This window comes from Paenibacillus sp. 01T424, assembly GCF_056398745.1.
This window is the reverse complement of sequence record NZ_JBFTPZ010000031.1, coordinates 64,636-82,321: the sequence shown is the minus strand read 5'-3', so window position 1 is coordinate 82,321 and position 17,686 is coordinate 64,636. Positions and strand designations below refer to the sequence as shown.

Sequence of the window (17,686 nt, the reverse complement as noted above, 5' to 3'; positions counted from 1 at the left end):
TCCCTTGAATTAATTATATTCCCATTTAATATGATTTGCTCATTGGATAGGCATAACACGGTTGGTTTCTTAAAAAATGTTCTGTACAATGCGAGTAACAGTACAACTAAACATAGAAGAATCACCGTTAACGAAGCGTAGAATATACCTCTCTGATCCCATATTTTCAATACAAGAATAGATTGACTCGATATAATAGCAATCATGCCTATAATGGCTCCAATCCTTGATGGACTCTTAACTGGATGCTTTATTTCCCTCAACATTGCCCCCCTGTTCAAATCCCTTATCTTAGAATACCACTTAATGGAACTATTCTGCCCGTTACTTCAACGAACAAAGGCAACCGATCGTGTGGCCGGTTGCCGTCATGTCATGGTGCTATCGTTCTTACTATAACTTAACTTCATATTGCAAACTATAGAACTTTAACAGTAGCAATCTCTCTGCCAGCCCATAATTTAAACTCGTATCCGCTAACAAGTAAATGCCAAGGTGCTTCATCCACTAAAAATCGTACATCCGCATATGTATCATATGTGCCTTCAATATAACCTGTAATTCTTACAGGCACGGTCCATGCTTCACCGGTTAATCTTTTCCCCTCAATGCTTCCGTAATGCACGATTAAATCCGGCAACCTGATGTTACATGGATATTTGCTTGGGTCTTTGTCCCATTGAACAAGGGCATTGACTGAACGATTGGTTCCCATATATACCTCCCTTGCAGAAAAGTTGAACTATTGTCTCCCGTTAGCTTAACAAGAATCCGGTCGAGTTTGTGTTTAATGAATGAGTCACAACTAGACAAATTTACTGTCGTAATCACCAAGCAATGCCTCAAGTGGCTTTGAGGTATTTGCAGCCTTATCAATTGCTACTATTTCGGGAATTTCCTTTTTCCCTTTAAACTCATCGCTACCTAGAATACGTCGAGAGATAGTTTTCATGTTCTGTGCGTGATAAAGTTTGTATTCCTCCATGTCCGTTTCACTTAGTTTAAAAAGTTCCCTCAGCTCATTATCTTGTGCATTTGTGTCTGCTATAAGCTCGCTATGCAATTTTAATTTATAATATCCACTTAATTTCTCGCTTTCTTTTAACTCTTTAAGACGGGCTTTAAATTTAATACTATTTTCATCCTCAAAATGTCCAATCTCGTGCATTAATACAAATGTTGCAACCTTACTTGGAGAAATAGTCTCTGAGTCGCTATAGTATTCCCCCCATAGTTTAAACACGCCTTTAGTAAAGATGATAACCTGACCGTTCCCATTCTGAAAAGGTATGTATTCGCCAGCTGCATCATTTTCAGTTCGTTCATCAATGTTTATTTTTAAAAGTTGTACTTTTTCTTTGCTTCCTCAATTGATTTTCTAAATTCATCCAAGTCCAAAAGAAATAGTTTATATTCTGTCATTTCGTCTAACACCCTCCTGTGACAATTAAATGTCGGCAATACGTTATAAATTAGTGAAATATTATGGAAACATCCTGCCCGTTTGCTCAACGAGGCTGACGTTCAATATCGGCAGGTTCGTCCTGTTGTTTGTTACGCTATAGTTTCCCGTTAGCGTAATCAACATCTATTCGGTAAAAAGAACTTTATACTCTTTAGGAATAATAGTTATGCTCTGGATAGCTTGTTCCTCATCTGGGGTTAAATTAACAAGTAACATCTCACCATTATCTAGTGTGATGACAGTATAGCTTTTGAAATTTGCGCCTGCTGAATCGATCTCCTTAAGTTTCTCAAATAATTCCTTCGTAGCAGTTGACCACTTTCCTTCACTGAATAAAGTCTGAAACTTATTGAAGTTATCCAAACTTAAGGATTGTTTCAAAGAGATAGCCGTAGCATTGGGTAAAGCTTGGGATGTAGAGCAGGAGACAAGCAGAGCAATCATCAAACTAAAAATAAAAACTTGAAATATCTTCTTAATTCTATCCACCTAACCTTCTTATATTATTAACTGTTAGTATAGGGACGTTATGAATATATTTAATGTTGCGGATAACTGCCAGTTAGCGTAATGAAGCACCCCAAGTCTAAAGCTTTATTTTCTCAGTCTAATACTTTATTTTCTGTGGACAATTAACGCTAAAGCATGATTTTTAAGGTGTCTTTAGCTGCTTTTCTCGAAATAACGATTCTAGAGTTCGTTACAATGTTAATCCATTCTGATTGGTTTAGATAAGAGTTTCTAGGTTCRTAAGCCGTGTATTGGATAAGGGGAGCTCATCGTTTTGCCTAAATTCCATCAAAATAAAGTAGGGCTGTCCCAGGCGTAGATAAATCTACGCTTGGAACAGCCCTTTGGAAGATTGCAGACAAAATCACGAACCAATTGCCCGCAACTTATCTACCAAATCATTTAAGCGAGTTGTAAAATCCATCAACAACTCGTCACGCGCAACAACATACAATCCTCAGACAATTACGGTATCAACATTATCAACATTCATGACCAAATCGAGCGCAGCTGCCAAGCATTTACGGTCTGAAGAAGCGCGTCTCCGCCGCGAGCAAAGAAGCTGATACCTGTATCTTCAGGTCTCGGATAAACCCGATTGGTCATGGCGACTCTGCCCTCACCTGCAAACAATTCAATAGAGGAGCGATCTAGAAACAGTCTTAGCTGCAAACTCCCGTCTGTAGACAACTGAAGCGGCGCCTCGCTAACTCCACCATCGCCTTCACCGCCAAGATTGCGATCCATATAAATCTTTTGTTCGCTTATGGAATAGCTAATTTCTGTATAGGCAGTCCCATCCTCGGAGCTGCGTACACGAATACCTACTGTTGTTGCTTCCGTTCCAGCCAGATCAAATACAATATCCATTTCAAGAGAGTCTCCACGGACGCCGTCTATTTTGACAAATTCGTTGCTTGATAGAGCTAGATCAGACACCGAAACCTGTTGTCCACGCAGCACGGAAAGCTCCGGCACTGGATTGCTTCGTACCGTACCATCAGGTGCTAACGTCAATTCGCGCGGCAGCGTCATTCCGCCAAGCCAGCCATGCGCTTGCTCTGGCATCGTCGCTCCCCAAATGTTCATCCATGCGATCATAATTCTTCTGCCTTGGTCATCAAGCAGCGTTTGCGGCGCATAAAAGTCAAAGCCATAATCGATTTGTCCCATCTGCTGCTTCTCAAAGCGGCAGCTTGCGTAATCGAACGTCCCTGACAAATACAGGTTTTTGATAGGTGCAATATTCATCGGGGAGATGAGCAGCGTATGCTGATTGCCTTGTCCAAGCGGGAATAGATCTGGACATTCCCACATATCACCAATCGTACCATCACTCTGCGTCGCAGCACCTTGATATTCCCAGCTCAGCAGATCGCTCGACGTATAAATTAACCCTTTGCCAAGTCCGTCTTTGCCGTAACCAACGACCATATGCCATTTATCTTCATGCTTCCACACCTTCGGATCACGGAATCCGAACCGCTGCGCGTCAGGTGAATCACCGATCACCGGATTAGCAGCATACTTGTGGAACGTCACACCGTCGGTGCTTGTTGCTAAAGCTTGAACCTCTTCCGGTGTTTTGCCATCAACATGTCCCGTATAAATTAACGTTAAAACGCCGTTGTTATCTACTGCGCTTCCTGACCAACAGCCCTGTCCGCCAAACTCCGCTTTGTCATAATCCTCGGAGGGTGCTATCGCAACAGGCAGATTCTCCCAGTGAACTAAATCCTTGCTTCTAGCATGTCCCCAGTGCATCGGACCTTGCTTCGATTGATAGGGATCATGCTGATAAAACAGATGATAATGTCCTTCAAAATAAATCATGCCATTCGGGTCATTCATCCAGCCTGCTGGCGGCATCATATGATAATGAAGCCGATATGTTGTATCAATCTTTTTTACATTTTCTTGAAGCGCTTTATTCGCATTTGCAATATAATGTTGATGAAGGTCTTGTTTGCTTGTCGTATTTTCCAACCTGATCACCCATCCTTGCTTGTGAATTTTCATCATGCCAATCGATTATGTGTAAACGCTTACTTTTTTAAACCAATCCGTCCTCCCGATCGCAAATAGCTCCAGGTCATTGCTTTCGAAAGACGGACTCCCCACTACTGTAAGTACTACTGTTACGTTCTCTTAATTCTAGGATCAGCACTATATTTCAAATAGTATTCTTTTGACCTTTGCCACTATTTAAAATACTGCTTGACTATACCTTTACCCTCATCAACTTCCACTTCGGCATAAGCACCGTTTATGAGCGTGATTTGTGGAGGGACATGCCCGCAATCCACATCATAAATGATCGGAATTTGAAGCTCTTCTGCGAACTCTTGATACACATCTTCAACGGTATAACCATCTACGGATTGATTTGCTGGACTCCGTCCGAACAAAATGCATGGGCTTTGCTCAAACCAGCCTGCCAGCTTCATTTGAACCAGTGATCTTCGTAAATCTACGGTCGATAACTCACAGTTTTCGAGGTACCACAAAATAGGCTCACCATCAATAAACTGCTCTCGAAAAGCGGATACATCACCATAAGGTGTGCCGACTAAATGTCTGATCACATCAATACAGCCTCCAAGTATACGCCCCTCGGTCTTCACTTGTTGGTTGGAGGTCGATTTCCAGTATGTAGGCTCGTTCAAATGAAATACATAAGGGGTTGGATTATCGTGCTGCCATTCTTTTTGATAGTTGTTAGACGAGTATTGAATGATAACTTCTCCCGCCTTAGTTGATAAAACCGGTTGCCACATGGCTGTCGTCTCATCCGAATATTCGCCTCTTAGATCAAATAAATTAGCACCATGTGCAGTCGCTATGCCTGTCTTTAACGTAGTAGCAAACAGCAGCACGCTTATATCTGAATAGCCCATTATCCATTTATCATTTAAGCGGTTGAAATCAATATATTCAAGCATCTCAATCAACAGCTCACCTCCCCATGGAGGAATGACGATATCAATGTGATCGCTGCTCATCATTTCATTAAACTCGTCCGCACGTTTTTTGGCAGGCGATGATTTGGCTTTATTTTGCGTCCAAACTGTCTCCCCGCAAATGATTGAATATCCTTTCGTCTCCATACGACTGCAAGCCAGCTTAAACGAATCATGCATAGAAGCAGAAACCCCATGCGATGGTGCCGTTACGCCTATCGTTGCTCCTTCTTCAAACCTCGGATATTTGATCATCATTATCCCCCAGCATAAATGTCTTTTAACATAGAAAAAGCGTCATTCTCTACTGTCATTAGCTCTTTAACGATGGTTATACATTGCTCTTTTTGATTCACTTCGCTCTCTCGCGGCTCTTGATACGGATACATCTCTTTCAGCTTATTAGATCGAGAGACAACTTGTCTATACGTATGGATTAACTCGTTAAAGCTTTGTCCTCCCACGCCGGATAATTTTCCACTTAACTCCATTAGAAACAGCACGGCATGACTCCTAGCTTCGCACAAAATTTCGATAAATAAACTGAAATAATATTTATCCATCGTTTCCCTCTCGAGTGCGTCAAGCCACCGTTCGTAAGCTTTTGCACCAACGAGATACGTTTTATCCTGCCACCGATAATCGCCATCCTCATTTAAACGAATAACATAATCAAGCGCTTCTATAAAAGCGGTTCGTTCGTCTACTGCTTGAATAGGAACAACCGAATGCAAAGAAATGAGGCCGCATGCCTTGTTTTTTTGTTCGGATTTCTCTCCATTCTTTACACAGTTTATACAAGGACAGCGGCTTAGACCTAAGAAACTCCAAGGTATTGCATCTTCGCTGTGCTCATACCCTGTATGCCAATTATATGTATAATAACCGTGATCATCATGGGCGTACACGACAGATGTCTGGTTTTGAATATCAATATTTTTAGAAAAAACGGGATGATTGGCACGTAAGGCGCACTTTGCTTTCTCCCACGCTTCCGCTTGCAGACGTTTAAAGTCTTCTCCTTCCGCATAAGCATGCAACCCACTAACCTCTAATCCAATATTGCGAACAAGCCGAAAAACCTCCGGCTCAGGCGGTCCCCCGTTAGGTTCAACTAGTCTTTCATCAATAACATGTAAGAAAGCAAGCCCGGTCATGCCATAAATCCATGCTGCCGATAGAGGCATTTGATAAAAGTCAGCCGTAGATTTAATGGCACCGATTAAAGAATTGTCCAGTCCACTAAACTTGTAATGATCAATTTTCACCAGTGTGTTAGCACTCCATTGATTATTTTCATCCATAAGTCTACCTCCATCTCTTCATGGTCACACCTGCATAACCTCTACACTACAGTCGATCCCAATGTTTTTGCTATAGCTTCCTCTAAGGGTGTAGCCGTGAAGCCAAACCTCTCTGAAAATAGACTGCTATCAATAATAAAATCATTTTCGAACTGGTACAGCATTTCGATGCTTTCTCGAGCTGCCGGTATAAACAATCCCCCTATTCGAAGCATCGCTTTCCCCATGGTTTGAATGTTTGCAGGGAATCCAGCAAGTCGATAAGCTGTTTCAACAAATTCTCTTGTTGTAACCGTAGCATCGTTTGGAACATGCCACGCGCGGCCATATGCATCTTCATGTTGACTTAACACAACGAGCGCTTTACCAAAATCATCGATAAACGTATACGTATGCTTCTTATCCGGGTTTCCCATTACCGTGCAAGCTTTGCCTTTCACTATCGGCTTGAACAACCGTGAACCAACAGAAGAATGGTGAACATTCGGTCCAAAAAAATCCGCTCCCCGCCCCATCGTCACCTGCAGCATTCCCTCTTGATAGAGCTGCAGCAGTCGACTAGACATGTCTGCGCGTACTTTCCCCTTCTTAGTCACAGCTGTGTACGGTAATCCTTCATGCATGCTCCCATTAACCTGCCCATACATATATACATTTTCGGCAACGACCAGCTTCGCTCCTGCAGCTATAGCTCCCGAAATGATATGCTCCTGAAAAGGCAAAAACAACTCATGCCACTTCTGATATGGCGGCTGCGCACACTGAAAGACAACCTTTGCATGTTTCATTATGGCCTTTGTCTCATCCTCATTCATTACGTTCGCTTGCTTTACACTCACCCCTGAAGGCACAGTCGCTTTCCCGCTCAAACTAACCATTTTGACAGGTTCTCCAAGAGCAACAAGCTCCCTCATGACGGCCATACCCAGCGGACCCGTTCCGAAAATCACATTCATATTGTTTTTTCCTCCCCATTTGACGAATAAAAACAATATAAACCCTATAGTAACTATAGGGTCAACGCTTTTCGAACAGAAACTTGAAGCTCTACAATAAACTCCTCCGGCTTCATCATTTGAGCCATATCAACCAAATACAGCTCAATTGACGGACCCGCTTCGATGTAGTTATGCTTCTCCATCCACGACAGCAGCTTGCTGTAAATTCGTTTGCACGATTCGGCGTTCGGAATTCCGCAATAAAGAGCTGTAATATAATCGCCTTCAGGGATAATTCGGCTATATTCATTTGGAGCGTGAGCACCAGTAGAGTCGGTAGAAATGCAAAATTCCAAATCGGAATCCTCACGATCAAATGTCAAAATATTTTCATGGTAAATCGTCATCAATTGCTTCGGAATTAATCCGTTTGCTTCCGCCTGCTGGAATAATCGTGTAAACTTAACAACCGACGCTTCCATCCCACACGCTGATCTGCTGCGATCAGATAGGATAAGCCGCTCCGGCAAATGTTTTAATTCCACTAACACATCAAGGTTTTTAAGCTCATCGCCTAAATCCAGCAAATAATTGATTTGTTCCGATCTCTTTCCTATTAATTGTACAAGCTGCTCTAATTGTTCTATTTCAGTAATCGTGTTCCTTCGTTTTAATTCAAGCTTCTCTACTAAACTGCTTAAGCTTCCCTCTTTTAAAGCTGCTTTTATTTCATCAAGCGAAAATTGCAATGTTTTCATGTCTTGGACGATTTTAATATAAAGAAGTTCATAATTGGAATAATACCGATAACCAGTGGATTTATCCGTATGGCTAGGTATGACCAAACCGATCTTGTCGTAAAAGCGCAGTGTTTGAACAGCGATATTACATATCTTTGCCGCTTGGCCTATAGAGTAAAATTGATCGTTGCTCATCGAAACTATTCCCCTTTGAGAGTCTCGCCTGTTAATAAATCTATCTGCTGCAAAATGGGTTCAGCTAATTCAAGTTGTTTCGTTGCAAACTCCAAATCACCATGCCCTGCGAGAGCAAAATCCAGATTGCCCAAGGTAGACATCAGTATGCGTGCAGAAACTGCAAAACCAAATGCCTTTTTGTCAGAAACAATATCAGAATGATTCAGCATACATGTGAAAGTTGGCTCTTGTGTTCCACCAAATAAAACAAGATTGCCAACATAGGAGGACAAATCCCAGTAGTGGGGCATTAATGATATGTCCTCAAAATCCATCCATAACCAACCCTCCGGGCTCGGTATCAGGTTACCTGCATGGGCATCTCCATGACTGGGTACTAACAAGTCTAGCTCCTCCCGCATCTTCTCGTCCCATTTATGAAATTTCTGCAATAAAGCTTGTATTCGTTCATCGGGGTTAAGTCTTAATCTTTGTGCTGATTGACAAGTGCGCTCCCAAACACCAAGCATAGGAACCTCACCTTCAAAGTCTTTTATTGCCTTAGAAAGTTTGTTAATAAGATCAACTGCTTCCTTCGGCGATGGAGGTTGCAAGGCTACAGGAGGGACATAAGCCCACAGCGTCAGCCATGTATCTGCCACGTTATGAGGACCCGCATCAACAAGGCTAGTTGGCAGCAGCACAGGGACATTCTTGGAATGAAGGTAACGCGCTACAAGCAGCTCTCGATCCTGTATCTTGTATGCATTCTCTCCATCTGCTTCAGAGAGGACAATTGCTATTCTTGCCACAATGGGATAAGGAGCTAGATGAATAATTAAATTCCCACCCTCACTAAGCACATGAGGCGTAATATCCGTTAACCCCCATTCATTGGCCAGTAATAATAATGATGAGATAAGCTCGTTTTTATTAGGCATTGCAGCAGCTCCTTAACAAGGTTATACATTTATTTTAGCTTCACTGCTGGATCGCTCAAAGGTAAAAAACGTTTCATAGTCAACTCTAGGCAAAAACTGTCCAAACTATTTCTCAACGCTTCAACTTTATCTCATACTTCGATTAATGACATGCTTTATGCCATTATTCAAATCAAGACTTTTAAGTTCGAGCACATCGACTTAAAAAATAATGCTTATCCGCCAAAAGCAATACGATAACCGTTATTGTCGACAATGGTAAGCTCACTCCATCCATCTGACCAATGCGGTCCTTGCACAATCTTCACTTCTTTTGAGATAAACAACTTATGTAATTGTCTTAGTCCCTCTGGATTCGTATAGCAGAAAGCATCAAAATAAAGTCCGCCTTCTACTGACGAATTGGGCCGAATATCACTTTTCAATTTAGCTTCGTGCAAAATAAAGGTCACATCGCCGTAGTTCATATGAATATGTCCGCCAATATTTTCTGAAGTAAATCCGATATTTTCATAAAAATGGATGGAATCGTGTATATCGGCTACTAGAAAAACCAATGATGGTCCTTTCAATTGAACCAAGTTTGCACTATTATTTCCCACTCTTAACAGCTCCTAAAATTTATAATTTATCCTAACTAATGTATCAAAAAGAAAATTCAATCATCACCCTCGCAAAATATCGGTTTTATGATTTAATAGATCCCTAAAAAGCTGCTTCTGCACGCTGCTAATGCATTCAATATCGATATCCTCCAATTTCGTAAAAACCAACTGCAGCGACTCATTATTGCTATCCGTATGCAGTAGATTCTTACCATCCTCAGCTAATTTACCTGTTAAATCTACCGCCACGTTGAAGATAAACATGACGAATACAACTTCATTGCCATCTGGATATCGATACTGCATATTGGGACCAGTGTAAATGGAATACAAATCATATTCATTTACTTGCAGCCCCGTTTCCTCCAGCACCTCTCTTATCATTGTTTCTTCAATTTTCTCTCCCGCTTCCATTCCGCCGCCAGGCAGACCCCAATCTCCGTAGTCTGATCTTCTCTGTAATAATATTCTTCCAGCTTCATCTTTAATAATGGCTCCGCCAGTGACGATAATTCTCTTATTCATAGGCTCACTCCCTTTTGGATTGAATCTTTAGCGCATTTGTTTCTTCCTCAATGCAACCAACGTCAATACGCTCAAACAACAGCTCTAAACCTTGAATTTTTTGGTTAGCAGCTACACTAATGAGCTCCCAGCTAGGCTCAGGAAGAGTCAGAAACCTTCTTATTTTCTCGCATGAGAAAGGAATAAACGGGCTCAACAATTGAGACAGATTCGCTATAATTTGCACGCAAGTGTTTATAGTAAAAGCACAAGCCTCTCGATTTTCTTTAATCTGAATCCATGGCTTTTGTTCATCAAAATATTTGTTTGCTCTGCGAATAGTAGCAAAAATTAACTCAATCGCTTCCTTTAGTCGTCCTTCTTCAATGCATGCACCTGACTCAACATATAAAGAAGCAATGGCTTTCATCCATTCCGCGTTCTGCTTGCTTTCAGGAACGTTTCCTTCAAAAGATTTATTTATAAACGCTAGCGTACGATTGACTAGATTGCCAAATGCACCAAGCAATTCTCCATTGTGACTATAAATAAATTCTCGCCAAGAGAAATCAGTATCCCGTTTCTCTGGACCGTTTGCGATCAGAAAATAACGAATAGAGTCTGGCTCATAGCGCTTCAAAATGTCCGGCACCCAAACCGCCCAATTATTGCTTGTCGAAAACTTTTTCCCTTCCAGCGTCATGTATTCACAAGAGATGATTCGATCAGGCAAATGATATTCCTCGGCACCAATCAGTACTGCCGGCCATATTAGTGTATGAAAAGGGATATTGTCTTTACCGTGTACATAATAAGCGGTTATTTCCTCATTTCCGTCCTTCCAGAAAGCCTCCCAGCTGCCGCCTGTTTCTGCAGCCCATTGCTTGCTTGCCGATAAATATCCGCTCACTGCTTCAATCCAGACGTAAATTTTTTTATCCTCGAACCCTGCAACCGGAACCTCCACGCCCCAATCTAAGTCCCTTGTCGCCGCTCGATCTTGAAGCCCCTCTGCAAGATATCTTTGCGTTAATTGTACTGCATTTTCTTTCCAACCTTTTGTTTTTTTTGCATACTTAGTCAATTCAGCTTGGAAGGAAGAGAGTGCAAGATAATAATGTTCCGTTGGCCGCTCAATTGGAGGATTCCCGCAAAGCTTGCATGTCTTGTCTGTCAGGTCGGCTGGGTCAAGCAAGGTTGAACAAAAATCACATTGATCGCCTCTCGCACGGTTACTGCAAACAGGGCAAATCCCTTCAACATATCGATCCGGCAAAAATCGTTGATCTGTTTCACAATACGTTTGTTGGATTGTTTTTTTATATAAATGTCCTTTTTCTAAAAGTGCCAAAAATAACTGTTGAACGACTTGGTGATGAAATGGCTGGTCTGTTCGAGTATACAAATCATACGTAAACCCAAGCTGTTTAAAACATTCGGCAAATTCCTGATGAAATCGATCTGCAATATCTCCCGGAGAAACACCCTCCTGAATCGCTTGCACCGCAACAGGCGTACCGTGGCAGTCACTTCCAGATACGTACAACACCTTATTTCCTTTTGCGCGGTAATAACGTGCCAACACATCCCCTGGCAATACACTCGCCAATCTTCCCAAATGCAATGAACCGTTCGCATAGGGCCAAGCACCGCCAATAAACACATTTGTCATCATAACTCCTCCTTTTTTTGACAAACAAAAAAGCCCTCATCCCAAAGGGACGAGAGCTGTGCTCACGCGGTACCACCCAATTTTATTAATGCCTCGCGACATTAACCTCTTCAGGTACGATGCTTATGCATGTATACCCTAGCACAGTAACGGGTGCGGGTTCCGGCGCAGCCTACAACCATATGAGGTTTCGATGCGCAGCTCAGAGACCATATTCCCAAAGTTATTCTTTACCCCTTTTCAGCAACCGGGGCTCTCTGTAAAAAGACATCGCCTTGGTACTCTTTCTCATCATAGCTTTTGTTAGAATATTCAATTTATTGGAATTATACTCAATATGATATTTCAAGTCAAGGTGATTATGTTACTGCCCACATCTCCTTATTCCTAACTCGCTTTATTGTATCTCCATCAAACTATCCGCGATTGCACATACCCACATTTTCGAAACCTCGAATGCCCTTACCTCATATTGGATGTTAATTCCGTTATCATCCGTTACCTTTTTTTTTAACGAGCATGATTTCTTCAAGCACCTTTTGCTTCAATCCCGCTGGCGGATGAATATGATTTGCCTTTTCCATCAACATGCGTTTCAACTCATCTGCACTATTAAACATGGATATCTCTCCTTCTCTTATCCCTTAGTTGTTTTAATGCGTAGTGTAGTCTGGATTTCACCGTTCCGACTGGAATTCGAACGATTTCTGCAACCTCTTCCTGTGTTAAATCATTTAAATAGTGCAGCACTACCACTTGCTTCAGCTTATATGAAAGACAATCCATATCATCCAATATGCTGTGGCTGGACAGCTTTTCTATCACAGAGTCAGAAAAATCATTTTCGAGTGTTTATGAGTAGTTATTAAGCTCATGTGCATGATTGCGAAATTGCCTCCACTTTTTTCGTTTGTAGGCTTGATGTTGTCTAATCGTGATACCGTAAAGCCAAGGCTGAAAAGGTCTCGTACCGTCAAAATTCCGAAGGCTCCTGTACAGTTCGACGTAAACGTCCTGAATAAGATCATCCACATCATTTTTGTTTTCGGTTAGCAAGAATAGGGTACGGTAAACCATATCAATGGTCTCGTTATAAATATCGGAAAACGCTTCTAGATTGCCTCCTAATACTTGCTCAATACGACGATTGATTTCTACAGGCAAAAGAACTCACCTCACATTGTGTAATATATGATATTGGTCGCTAAGTCCCGTTTCGTGCGGTAGATTAAAAAAAATTGGACTCCTGTATGTATAAAAAAAGGACGCCGCTTGGCATCCTCTCTGAATGTACGCTAAAGCGCATAACTATGCTGTCACGATACTAAACCTGCACACCAGTTAATTCGTACGCTTCAAATCCAAATGAAACGTTATGGGTACATTTAAGTTCTATTTTATGATCATAAAAGCGAACGAAATAGGTTATCACATACGGGGTTTCTTTGTAGATCAAAGTAAGAGATAGTTGGTTGCTGTCTATCCAACAAGCATTTGTAACCACTTCCTGATCATGTGTCTCCAAATCTTTCACAAAATGATCAATTGGATGGTTTATGGTGCTGAAGTTAAATGGATACGTCTTCACACTCTGTTCGCCAAAAAATAACTTAAACTGAAATTCGTTCCCACTTGCTGCAAAATGAAGCTCAGTGAGTCCTTGATTATTATCCATGAATGAAAAACGAAGATCATCTAAGCGAATAGGACTAGGCTCACTTAATGCTGGTATGAACGGATTAGCCATTTTCAAGAAATGCTGATCTAAATCTGTTTTTTGTTCACCATCTTCAAAGAGGATATCCGTGTCTATTTGCAGGAGGATATGTTCATACACTAAATCTAGCATGATTTGAAGCTGTTTCATGGAAGAGAAGCTCGATGTTGCCGCAATGACAACCTGATGTTTGGGCGACACAAAACATAACTGCCCATACCCGCCATTCCCCATAAAGCAGCCATCACGACATAGAAAAAATTGATACCCATAACCTTGGGAAAAATCGATGCGCTCTTCGTCTCGCGATGTATCGCTTTGCACACTGGTGGCGAGTGAAATGTATTCTTCTGAAACGATTCGATGACCATTATATATCCCTTTGTTTAGCAGCATTTGCCCAAACTTAGCAATCCCTTCAGTAGGAATACTTAGTCCCATTCCCCCAGCAACGACGCCAAGCGGACAGTTTTCCCAAGAAGCGGATGAAATGCCTAGAGGCATAAACAAACGAGGCATTAAATATTCGGTTAGCTTTTGACCTGTTACTCTCTCAAGGATAGCAGACAACATATAGGTAGAATGTGTACTGTAACGGTAATAGGTTCCTGGCTTATGCTCTACTTCCATTGCTAAATAGGCTTTAACCCAGTCTGTTTGCTCTGCAACGCTTCCGTAAATATTGTCATGATGGCCAGCATTCATCGATAGCAGATGRTGAATGGTCATTTCAGCCAAGTTGTCCGAAATCGCAGGAGGCAGCTTATCAGGAAAAAAAGAGATAACCTTGTCTCTTAAATCCAACAGGCCCTCGTCACAAGCAATGCCCATAGCGATAGATGTGAAGCTTTTGCTAAGTGAGAATAACAGCTGCGGCGTGCCTGGACGATAAGGATCACGATAAAACTTGGAAGTAGCCTTGCCGTTTTGCATCAGGATAAAGCTGTTCATCTTCAAGTTTAATTGCTTGATTTGAGTAAAAAACGCAAGCAACGACTTTGATGATAAACCATGGTTTTCTGGTCGATCCATTTCCGTAACACTTATCAAGCCTTCAACATCGTTAGTCATGAATGCAATCACCCACTCTTTTATACTCAACGAATCTACTAGCTCAATTGTTTAATAAACGTCACTCTATCGTAACCACTGCTGAAATAGTCCTTTTCATATAGGCTGACCTCAAAACCGATCCGTTGATAAAACGTTATCGTGTCTTCATTCCCCGGATGCCCTAAAGTATAAAGAATAATTTCCTTCTCTTTCAGCTCGTTTACTTTATTGCAGATGGTAGAAAGCAAAGCTTTGCCAACGCCCGCTCGTTGAAAATCCTTTTTCACAACTACGCCTACGATTTCATAAAGTCCTACTTCATTATTAAATAGGTATCCTGCATGACCCATAATTTGATTGTCATCGCTATAAGCTACATAATATTGGCTTTTACCTGCTGGAGCTTTCGCGAAGTCCGCCCACCGAGGCGGATATCTTTCAATAACGAAATCTGGGAATTGCAGCGGATGCTCCGATAATATATTTATTACATCCTGCCTATCGTTGTGCTCGAACAATCGAATATTCATATTGTTAAACCTCCTAAACAGAACGATCTTTTTTCTGCTGTTCTACAAATTCATCCTTCGTTAGACCAAATAAAATGAGATCTTTATACTCACCGTTAGTGTAAATCACTTTCCGTCGCACACCCTCTTGCTGGCAGCCCAGCTTGATCATCATGTTTGTTGAGCCTACGTTGCCTTCCAGTACATAGTCATTAAACTTATTAAGCCGTCTTTCCATAAAAGCATACTTTAAGAGAATTCTCATCGCTCTAGTCCCGTATCCCTTGCCTCGGTGATCTCTATCGATCTGTATGCCAATGCTAAACGTGCCGTTTTTCTCATCGATACTATTTAGATTAACGCCTCCAACATTTTCAGCGTTTCTATTTTCAATCGCAAACATGATACGCCTATTATCCGTAGAGAAATCAGCATAAGTTTCAACGAAATTTTTGGCCTCGGCAATCGTAGGCGGCAGCTCAACCGTGCACTCTAGTAAGCGCCGAGCTGGCGTATCAAAGCGGTTGAAGTAATGCCCTTCCCAGTCAGCATCTTGAATTGCTCGTAATCTGATCTCCTCATCCTGCCAAAAATATTGACTATAATCTATTTCTCTCATGTGATCCTCCCATAATCAATAATCGTATTAAGCGCTATTATACATAAAATTAATATTAAAAAGGAAATTATTTGTAATGTACTATCCAAATAAAGAGCCCTCAGGTCATTCATCCTGAGAGCTCTTTTTTTGGTTACCTTGAATGTACAGCCTTGTCCCGCTTTGACAGCACGATGTTCTGGTACAATCGAACGGTTAATAGATAGTAAGCAGCATAGATAACCACGAACAACACAATGGGAATCCATAAGCGATAATATGGCTCAGTTAACATAAACGAGAAGAGATTCATACCAACTAGAACATGCGTGAGCCCAACGATACCAGGAAATAAAAATACGAGGAACAGCTCGTGATAGATTGAACGCGATAACCTCTCTCTCCTTACCCCAAGCTTGCTGAGCATCTCATATCGCTGAACATCCTTCGCTGCACCCGATAATATTTTGAACATTAAGCAGCTCGCCATCATAGCAAGAAAGGCGATGCCAAGGAAAAAGCCCATAAAGACTGTACCGCTAGCGATACCTATTGCATTCTCATAGTTCTTGTACTTGCTCCATGATAGATACTCCCCATTGGATTTCTCTGTTTCCAGCTGGTCTAGTGCCTTCCATGACATCCGATAAGCGAGGAAATCACCCGTCCTTCCGATCACAACGAACTGTTCCTTTGCTTCAAGCTTTGCGAACTCTCCTGCATCAACAAGCCTGAACTCACTTATGGGTGGCGAAATCTCCCAGATGAAACCTCTCCACTTCTGACTGGACAGCTCTTCTGTATCCGTATTATCTGCATCACTCGCAGAGCCTGCTGGAAGAGGGCCTTTGATCTGTTCTATCTCATCCCAATACTCGCGGCCCTGCCCCGAATGAACAAATGGCCGCTGGTTCTCGAGGTCCTCTTTCGCATAATAAACCATTTCGTTCTCTATTTTGTAACKATACTTGAACTGCTCCTTGAACGGAATGGAAGCGAGTATCTTTGCTTCTTCCGCATTCGGGTTATGCACGATCGCGTCATAAACGCGGTAGCTCTCTCCCCTAATTTTCGCATCGTTCACAAAAGCCATACCTCCGGCAATTGCACCAGCTCCAAGTGCAATCAGCATCGCTACTGTTGCCAGCAGCTTCGTTAAGCCGTTAATTCGGAAGCTCAGCTGGCCGAAAGTGAAGGCGCGGATTCCACGTGTTTGATTCCTCTTTTTCATTCTTACTACAAGTGGCGGAAGCAGCATCATAAACAGAAGGTACGTTCCGAGCGGTGTCATGAATGTGGCGGTATACAATCCAATCTCCCGCAGCTGCTCCATAAATGTAAGGGAGAAGTAACCGAGCCCGAGAGCAATTGCTCCGACGATGCTAAGTACAATTTTCCACGGGCTGCTTCCCCACAGCCGATCTGCTTGCATATTGCCATGGACAAGATGCAATACCTTCATGCGAGAAAGCTTCAGCTGATTCCATATCGCAGACAATCCAAATAAACAAGTAAAGAAGATAATAGTAAATAAAATGGCTGGTCCAAATACAGCATGGTAACCGATAAGACTCGTCTGAAGCTGCTTAGCCATGAGATGCCCCACAAGTGTGGATAAGCCAAACCCGAGCCCAAGCCCAACCGCTAGTGAAATTAAGCCGAGCGCAATCGTTTCAATAAACATTAAAGTACGTATTTTACTTTTGCGTGCCCCCAGAACGAGATAGAGTCCGAATTCCCGCTGGCGCAGCGACAGCAAAAAGCTGTTGGCATAAATAATGTAGAAAAAAGTGATCGCCGAGAGCAGTACCGAGCCTAATATATAGACGAGCCCAATTGAGTTGATAACTGCATTTGCCTCCGTAAAATCGCGGTTCCACGCCATCGTCTGGAACATATAAAAAATGGCTATCGACATGACAAGTCCAGCAAGCAGCACGATATAATCTTTAAATTTGCTCTTCATGCCGGATAAAGCTAGTTTTATAAGCAT

At 42.0% G+C, this 17,686-nt stretch carries 19 protein-coding genes and 1 other annotated feature; all 19 genes read right to left on the bottom strand.

The genetic code is table 11. The annotated features are described in order from the left end of the window. Positions 1-418 precede the first annotated feature (418 nt). Positions 419-715, bottom strand: a complete 297-nt coding sequence (locus tag AC1DPK_RS22590; RefSeq protein ID WP_477511706.1) for a hypothetical protein — start codon at positions 713-715, stop codon at positions 419-421. Between the two features lie 90 nt (positions 716-805). Further along, positions 806-1,243 (bottom strand): hypothetical protein, encoded by a 438-nt coding sequence (locus tag AC1DPK_RS22585; protein WP_477511705.1) that lies wholly within the window; start codon positions 1,241-1,243, stop codon positions 806-808. Between the two features lie 345 nt (positions 1,244-1,588). Beyond that, positions 1,589-1,954 (bottom strand): hypothetical protein, encoded by a 366-nt coding sequence (locus AC1DPK_RS22580; RefSeq protein ID WP_477511704.1) that lies wholly within the window; start codon positions 1,952-1,954, stop codon positions 1,589-1,591. 510 nt (positions 1,955-2,464) lie between these two features. Beyond that, positions 2,465-3,961, bottom strand: a complete 1,497-nt coding sequence (locus AC1DPK_RS22575; RefSeq protein WP_477511703.1) for a glycoside hydrolase family 32 protein — start codon at positions 3,959-3,961, stop codon at positions 2,465-2,467. 215 nt (positions 3,962-4,176) lie between these two features. Continuing rightward, a complete protein-coding gene (locus tag AC1DPK_RS22570) occupies positions 4,177-5,190 on the bottom strand; it encodes a S66 family peptidase (protein WP_477511708.1) in 1,014 nt (337 codons plus the stop codon). Between the two features lie 2 nt (positions 5,191-5,192). Further along, entirely contained in the window at positions 5,193-6,239 is a 1,047-nt protein-coding gene (locus AC1DPK_RS22565) for a hypothetical protein (RefSeq protein ID WP_477511702.1), read from the bottom strand. Positions 6,240-6,280: 41 nt separating this feature from the next. Next, positions 6,281-7,195 (bottom strand): NAD-dependent epimerase/dehydratase family protein, encoded by a 915-nt coding sequence (locus tag AC1DPK_RS22560; RefSeq protein ID WP_477511701.1) that lies wholly within the window; start codon positions 7,193-7,195, stop codon positions 6,281-6,283. Positions 7,196-7,248: 53 nt separating this feature from the next. Continuing rightward, positions 7,249-8,112: a MerR family transcriptional regulator gene (locus tag AC1DPK_RS22555; protein WP_477511700.1), complete on the bottom strand. Its 864-nt coding sequence runs from the start codon at positions 8,110-8,112 to the stop codon at positions 7,249-7,251. Between the two features lie 5 nt (positions 8,113-8,117). After that, positions 8,118-9,035, bottom strand: a complete 918-nt coding sequence (locus AC1DPK_RS22550; RefSeq protein WP_477511699.1) for a phosphotransferase family protein — start codon at positions 9,033-9,035, stop codon at positions 8,118-8,120. Positions 9,036-9,250: 215 nt separating this feature from the next. Further along, positions 9,251-9,637 carry a VOC family protein gene (locus AC1DPK_RS22545; RefSeq protein WP_477511698.1) on the bottom strand — a complete coding sequence of 129 codons (387 nt, stop codon included), beginning with the start codon at positions 9,635-9,637 and terminating at the stop codon, positions 9,251-9,253. 63 nt (positions 9,638-9,700) lie between these two features. Next, on the bottom strand, positions 9,701-10,165 hold the full coding sequence (locus AC1DPK_RS22540) for an NUDIX domain-containing protein (protein WP_477511697.1): 465 nt from the start codon (positions 10,163-10,165) through the stop codon (positions 9,701-9,703). Between the two features lie 4 nt (positions 10,166-10,169). Beyond that, positions 10,170-11,816, bottom strand: coding sequence for a methionine--tRNA ligase (metG, locus tag AC1DPK_RS22535; protein WP_477511707.1), 1,647 nt, complete (start codon positions 11,814-11,816; stop codon positions 10,170-10,172). A 42-nt stretch (positions 11,817-11,858) separates the two neighbouring features. Then, positions 11,859-12,120, bottom strand: a binding site (T-box leader). A 187-nt stretch (positions 12,121-12,307) separates the two neighbouring features. Then, complete coding sequence (locus AC1DPK_RS22530; RefSeq protein WP_477511696.1) at positions 12,308-12,436, bottom strand: hypothetical protein; 129 nt, start codon at positions 12,434-12,436, stop codon at positions 12,308-12,310. Further along, on the bottom strand, positions 12,429-12,641 hold the full coding sequence (locus AC1DPK_RS22525; RefSeq protein WP_441875939.1) for a sigma-70 family RNA polymerase sigma factor: 213 nt from the start codon (positions 12,639-12,641) through the stop codon (positions 12,429-12,431). Before AC1DPK_RS22525 ends, AC1DPK_RS22530 begins: the two co-directional genes overlap by 8 nt. Positions 12,642-12,668: 27 nt before the next feature. Beyond that, the gene (locus tag AC1DPK_RS22520; protein ID WP_477511695.1) at positions 12,669-12,980 is read right to left on the bottom strand and encodes a sigma factor; all 312 of its coding nucleotides are present in this window, start codon (positions 12,978-12,980) and stop codon (positions 12,669-12,671) included. A 160-nt stretch (positions 12,981-13,140) separates the two neighbouring features. Next, on the bottom strand, positions 13,141-14,604 hold the full coding sequence (locus tag AC1DPK_RS22515; protein WP_477511694.1) for a serine hydrolase domain-containing protein: 1,464 nt from the start codon (positions 14,602-14,604) through the stop codon (positions 13,141-13,143). A 38-nt stretch (positions 14,605-14,642) separates the two neighbouring features. Further along, positions 14,643-15,116, bottom strand: coding sequence for a GNAT family N-acetyltransferase (locus AC1DPK_RS22510; protein WP_477511693.1), 474 nt, complete (start codon positions 15,114-15,116; stop codon positions 14,643-14,645). Positions 15,117-15,129: 13 nt separating this feature from the next. After that, positions 15,130-15,714, bottom strand: coding sequence for a GNAT family N-acetyltransferase (locus AC1DPK_RS22505; RefSeq protein WP_441875924.1), 585 nt, complete (start codon positions 15,712-15,714; stop codon positions 15,130-15,132). Positions 15,715-15,847: 133 nt separating this feature from the next. Beyond that, positions 15,848-17,686: an FtsX-like permease family protein gene (locus AC1DPK_RS22500; protein WP_477511692.1), complete on the bottom strand. Its 1,839-nt coding sequence runs from the start codon at positions 17,684-17,686 to the stop codon at positions 15,848-15,850.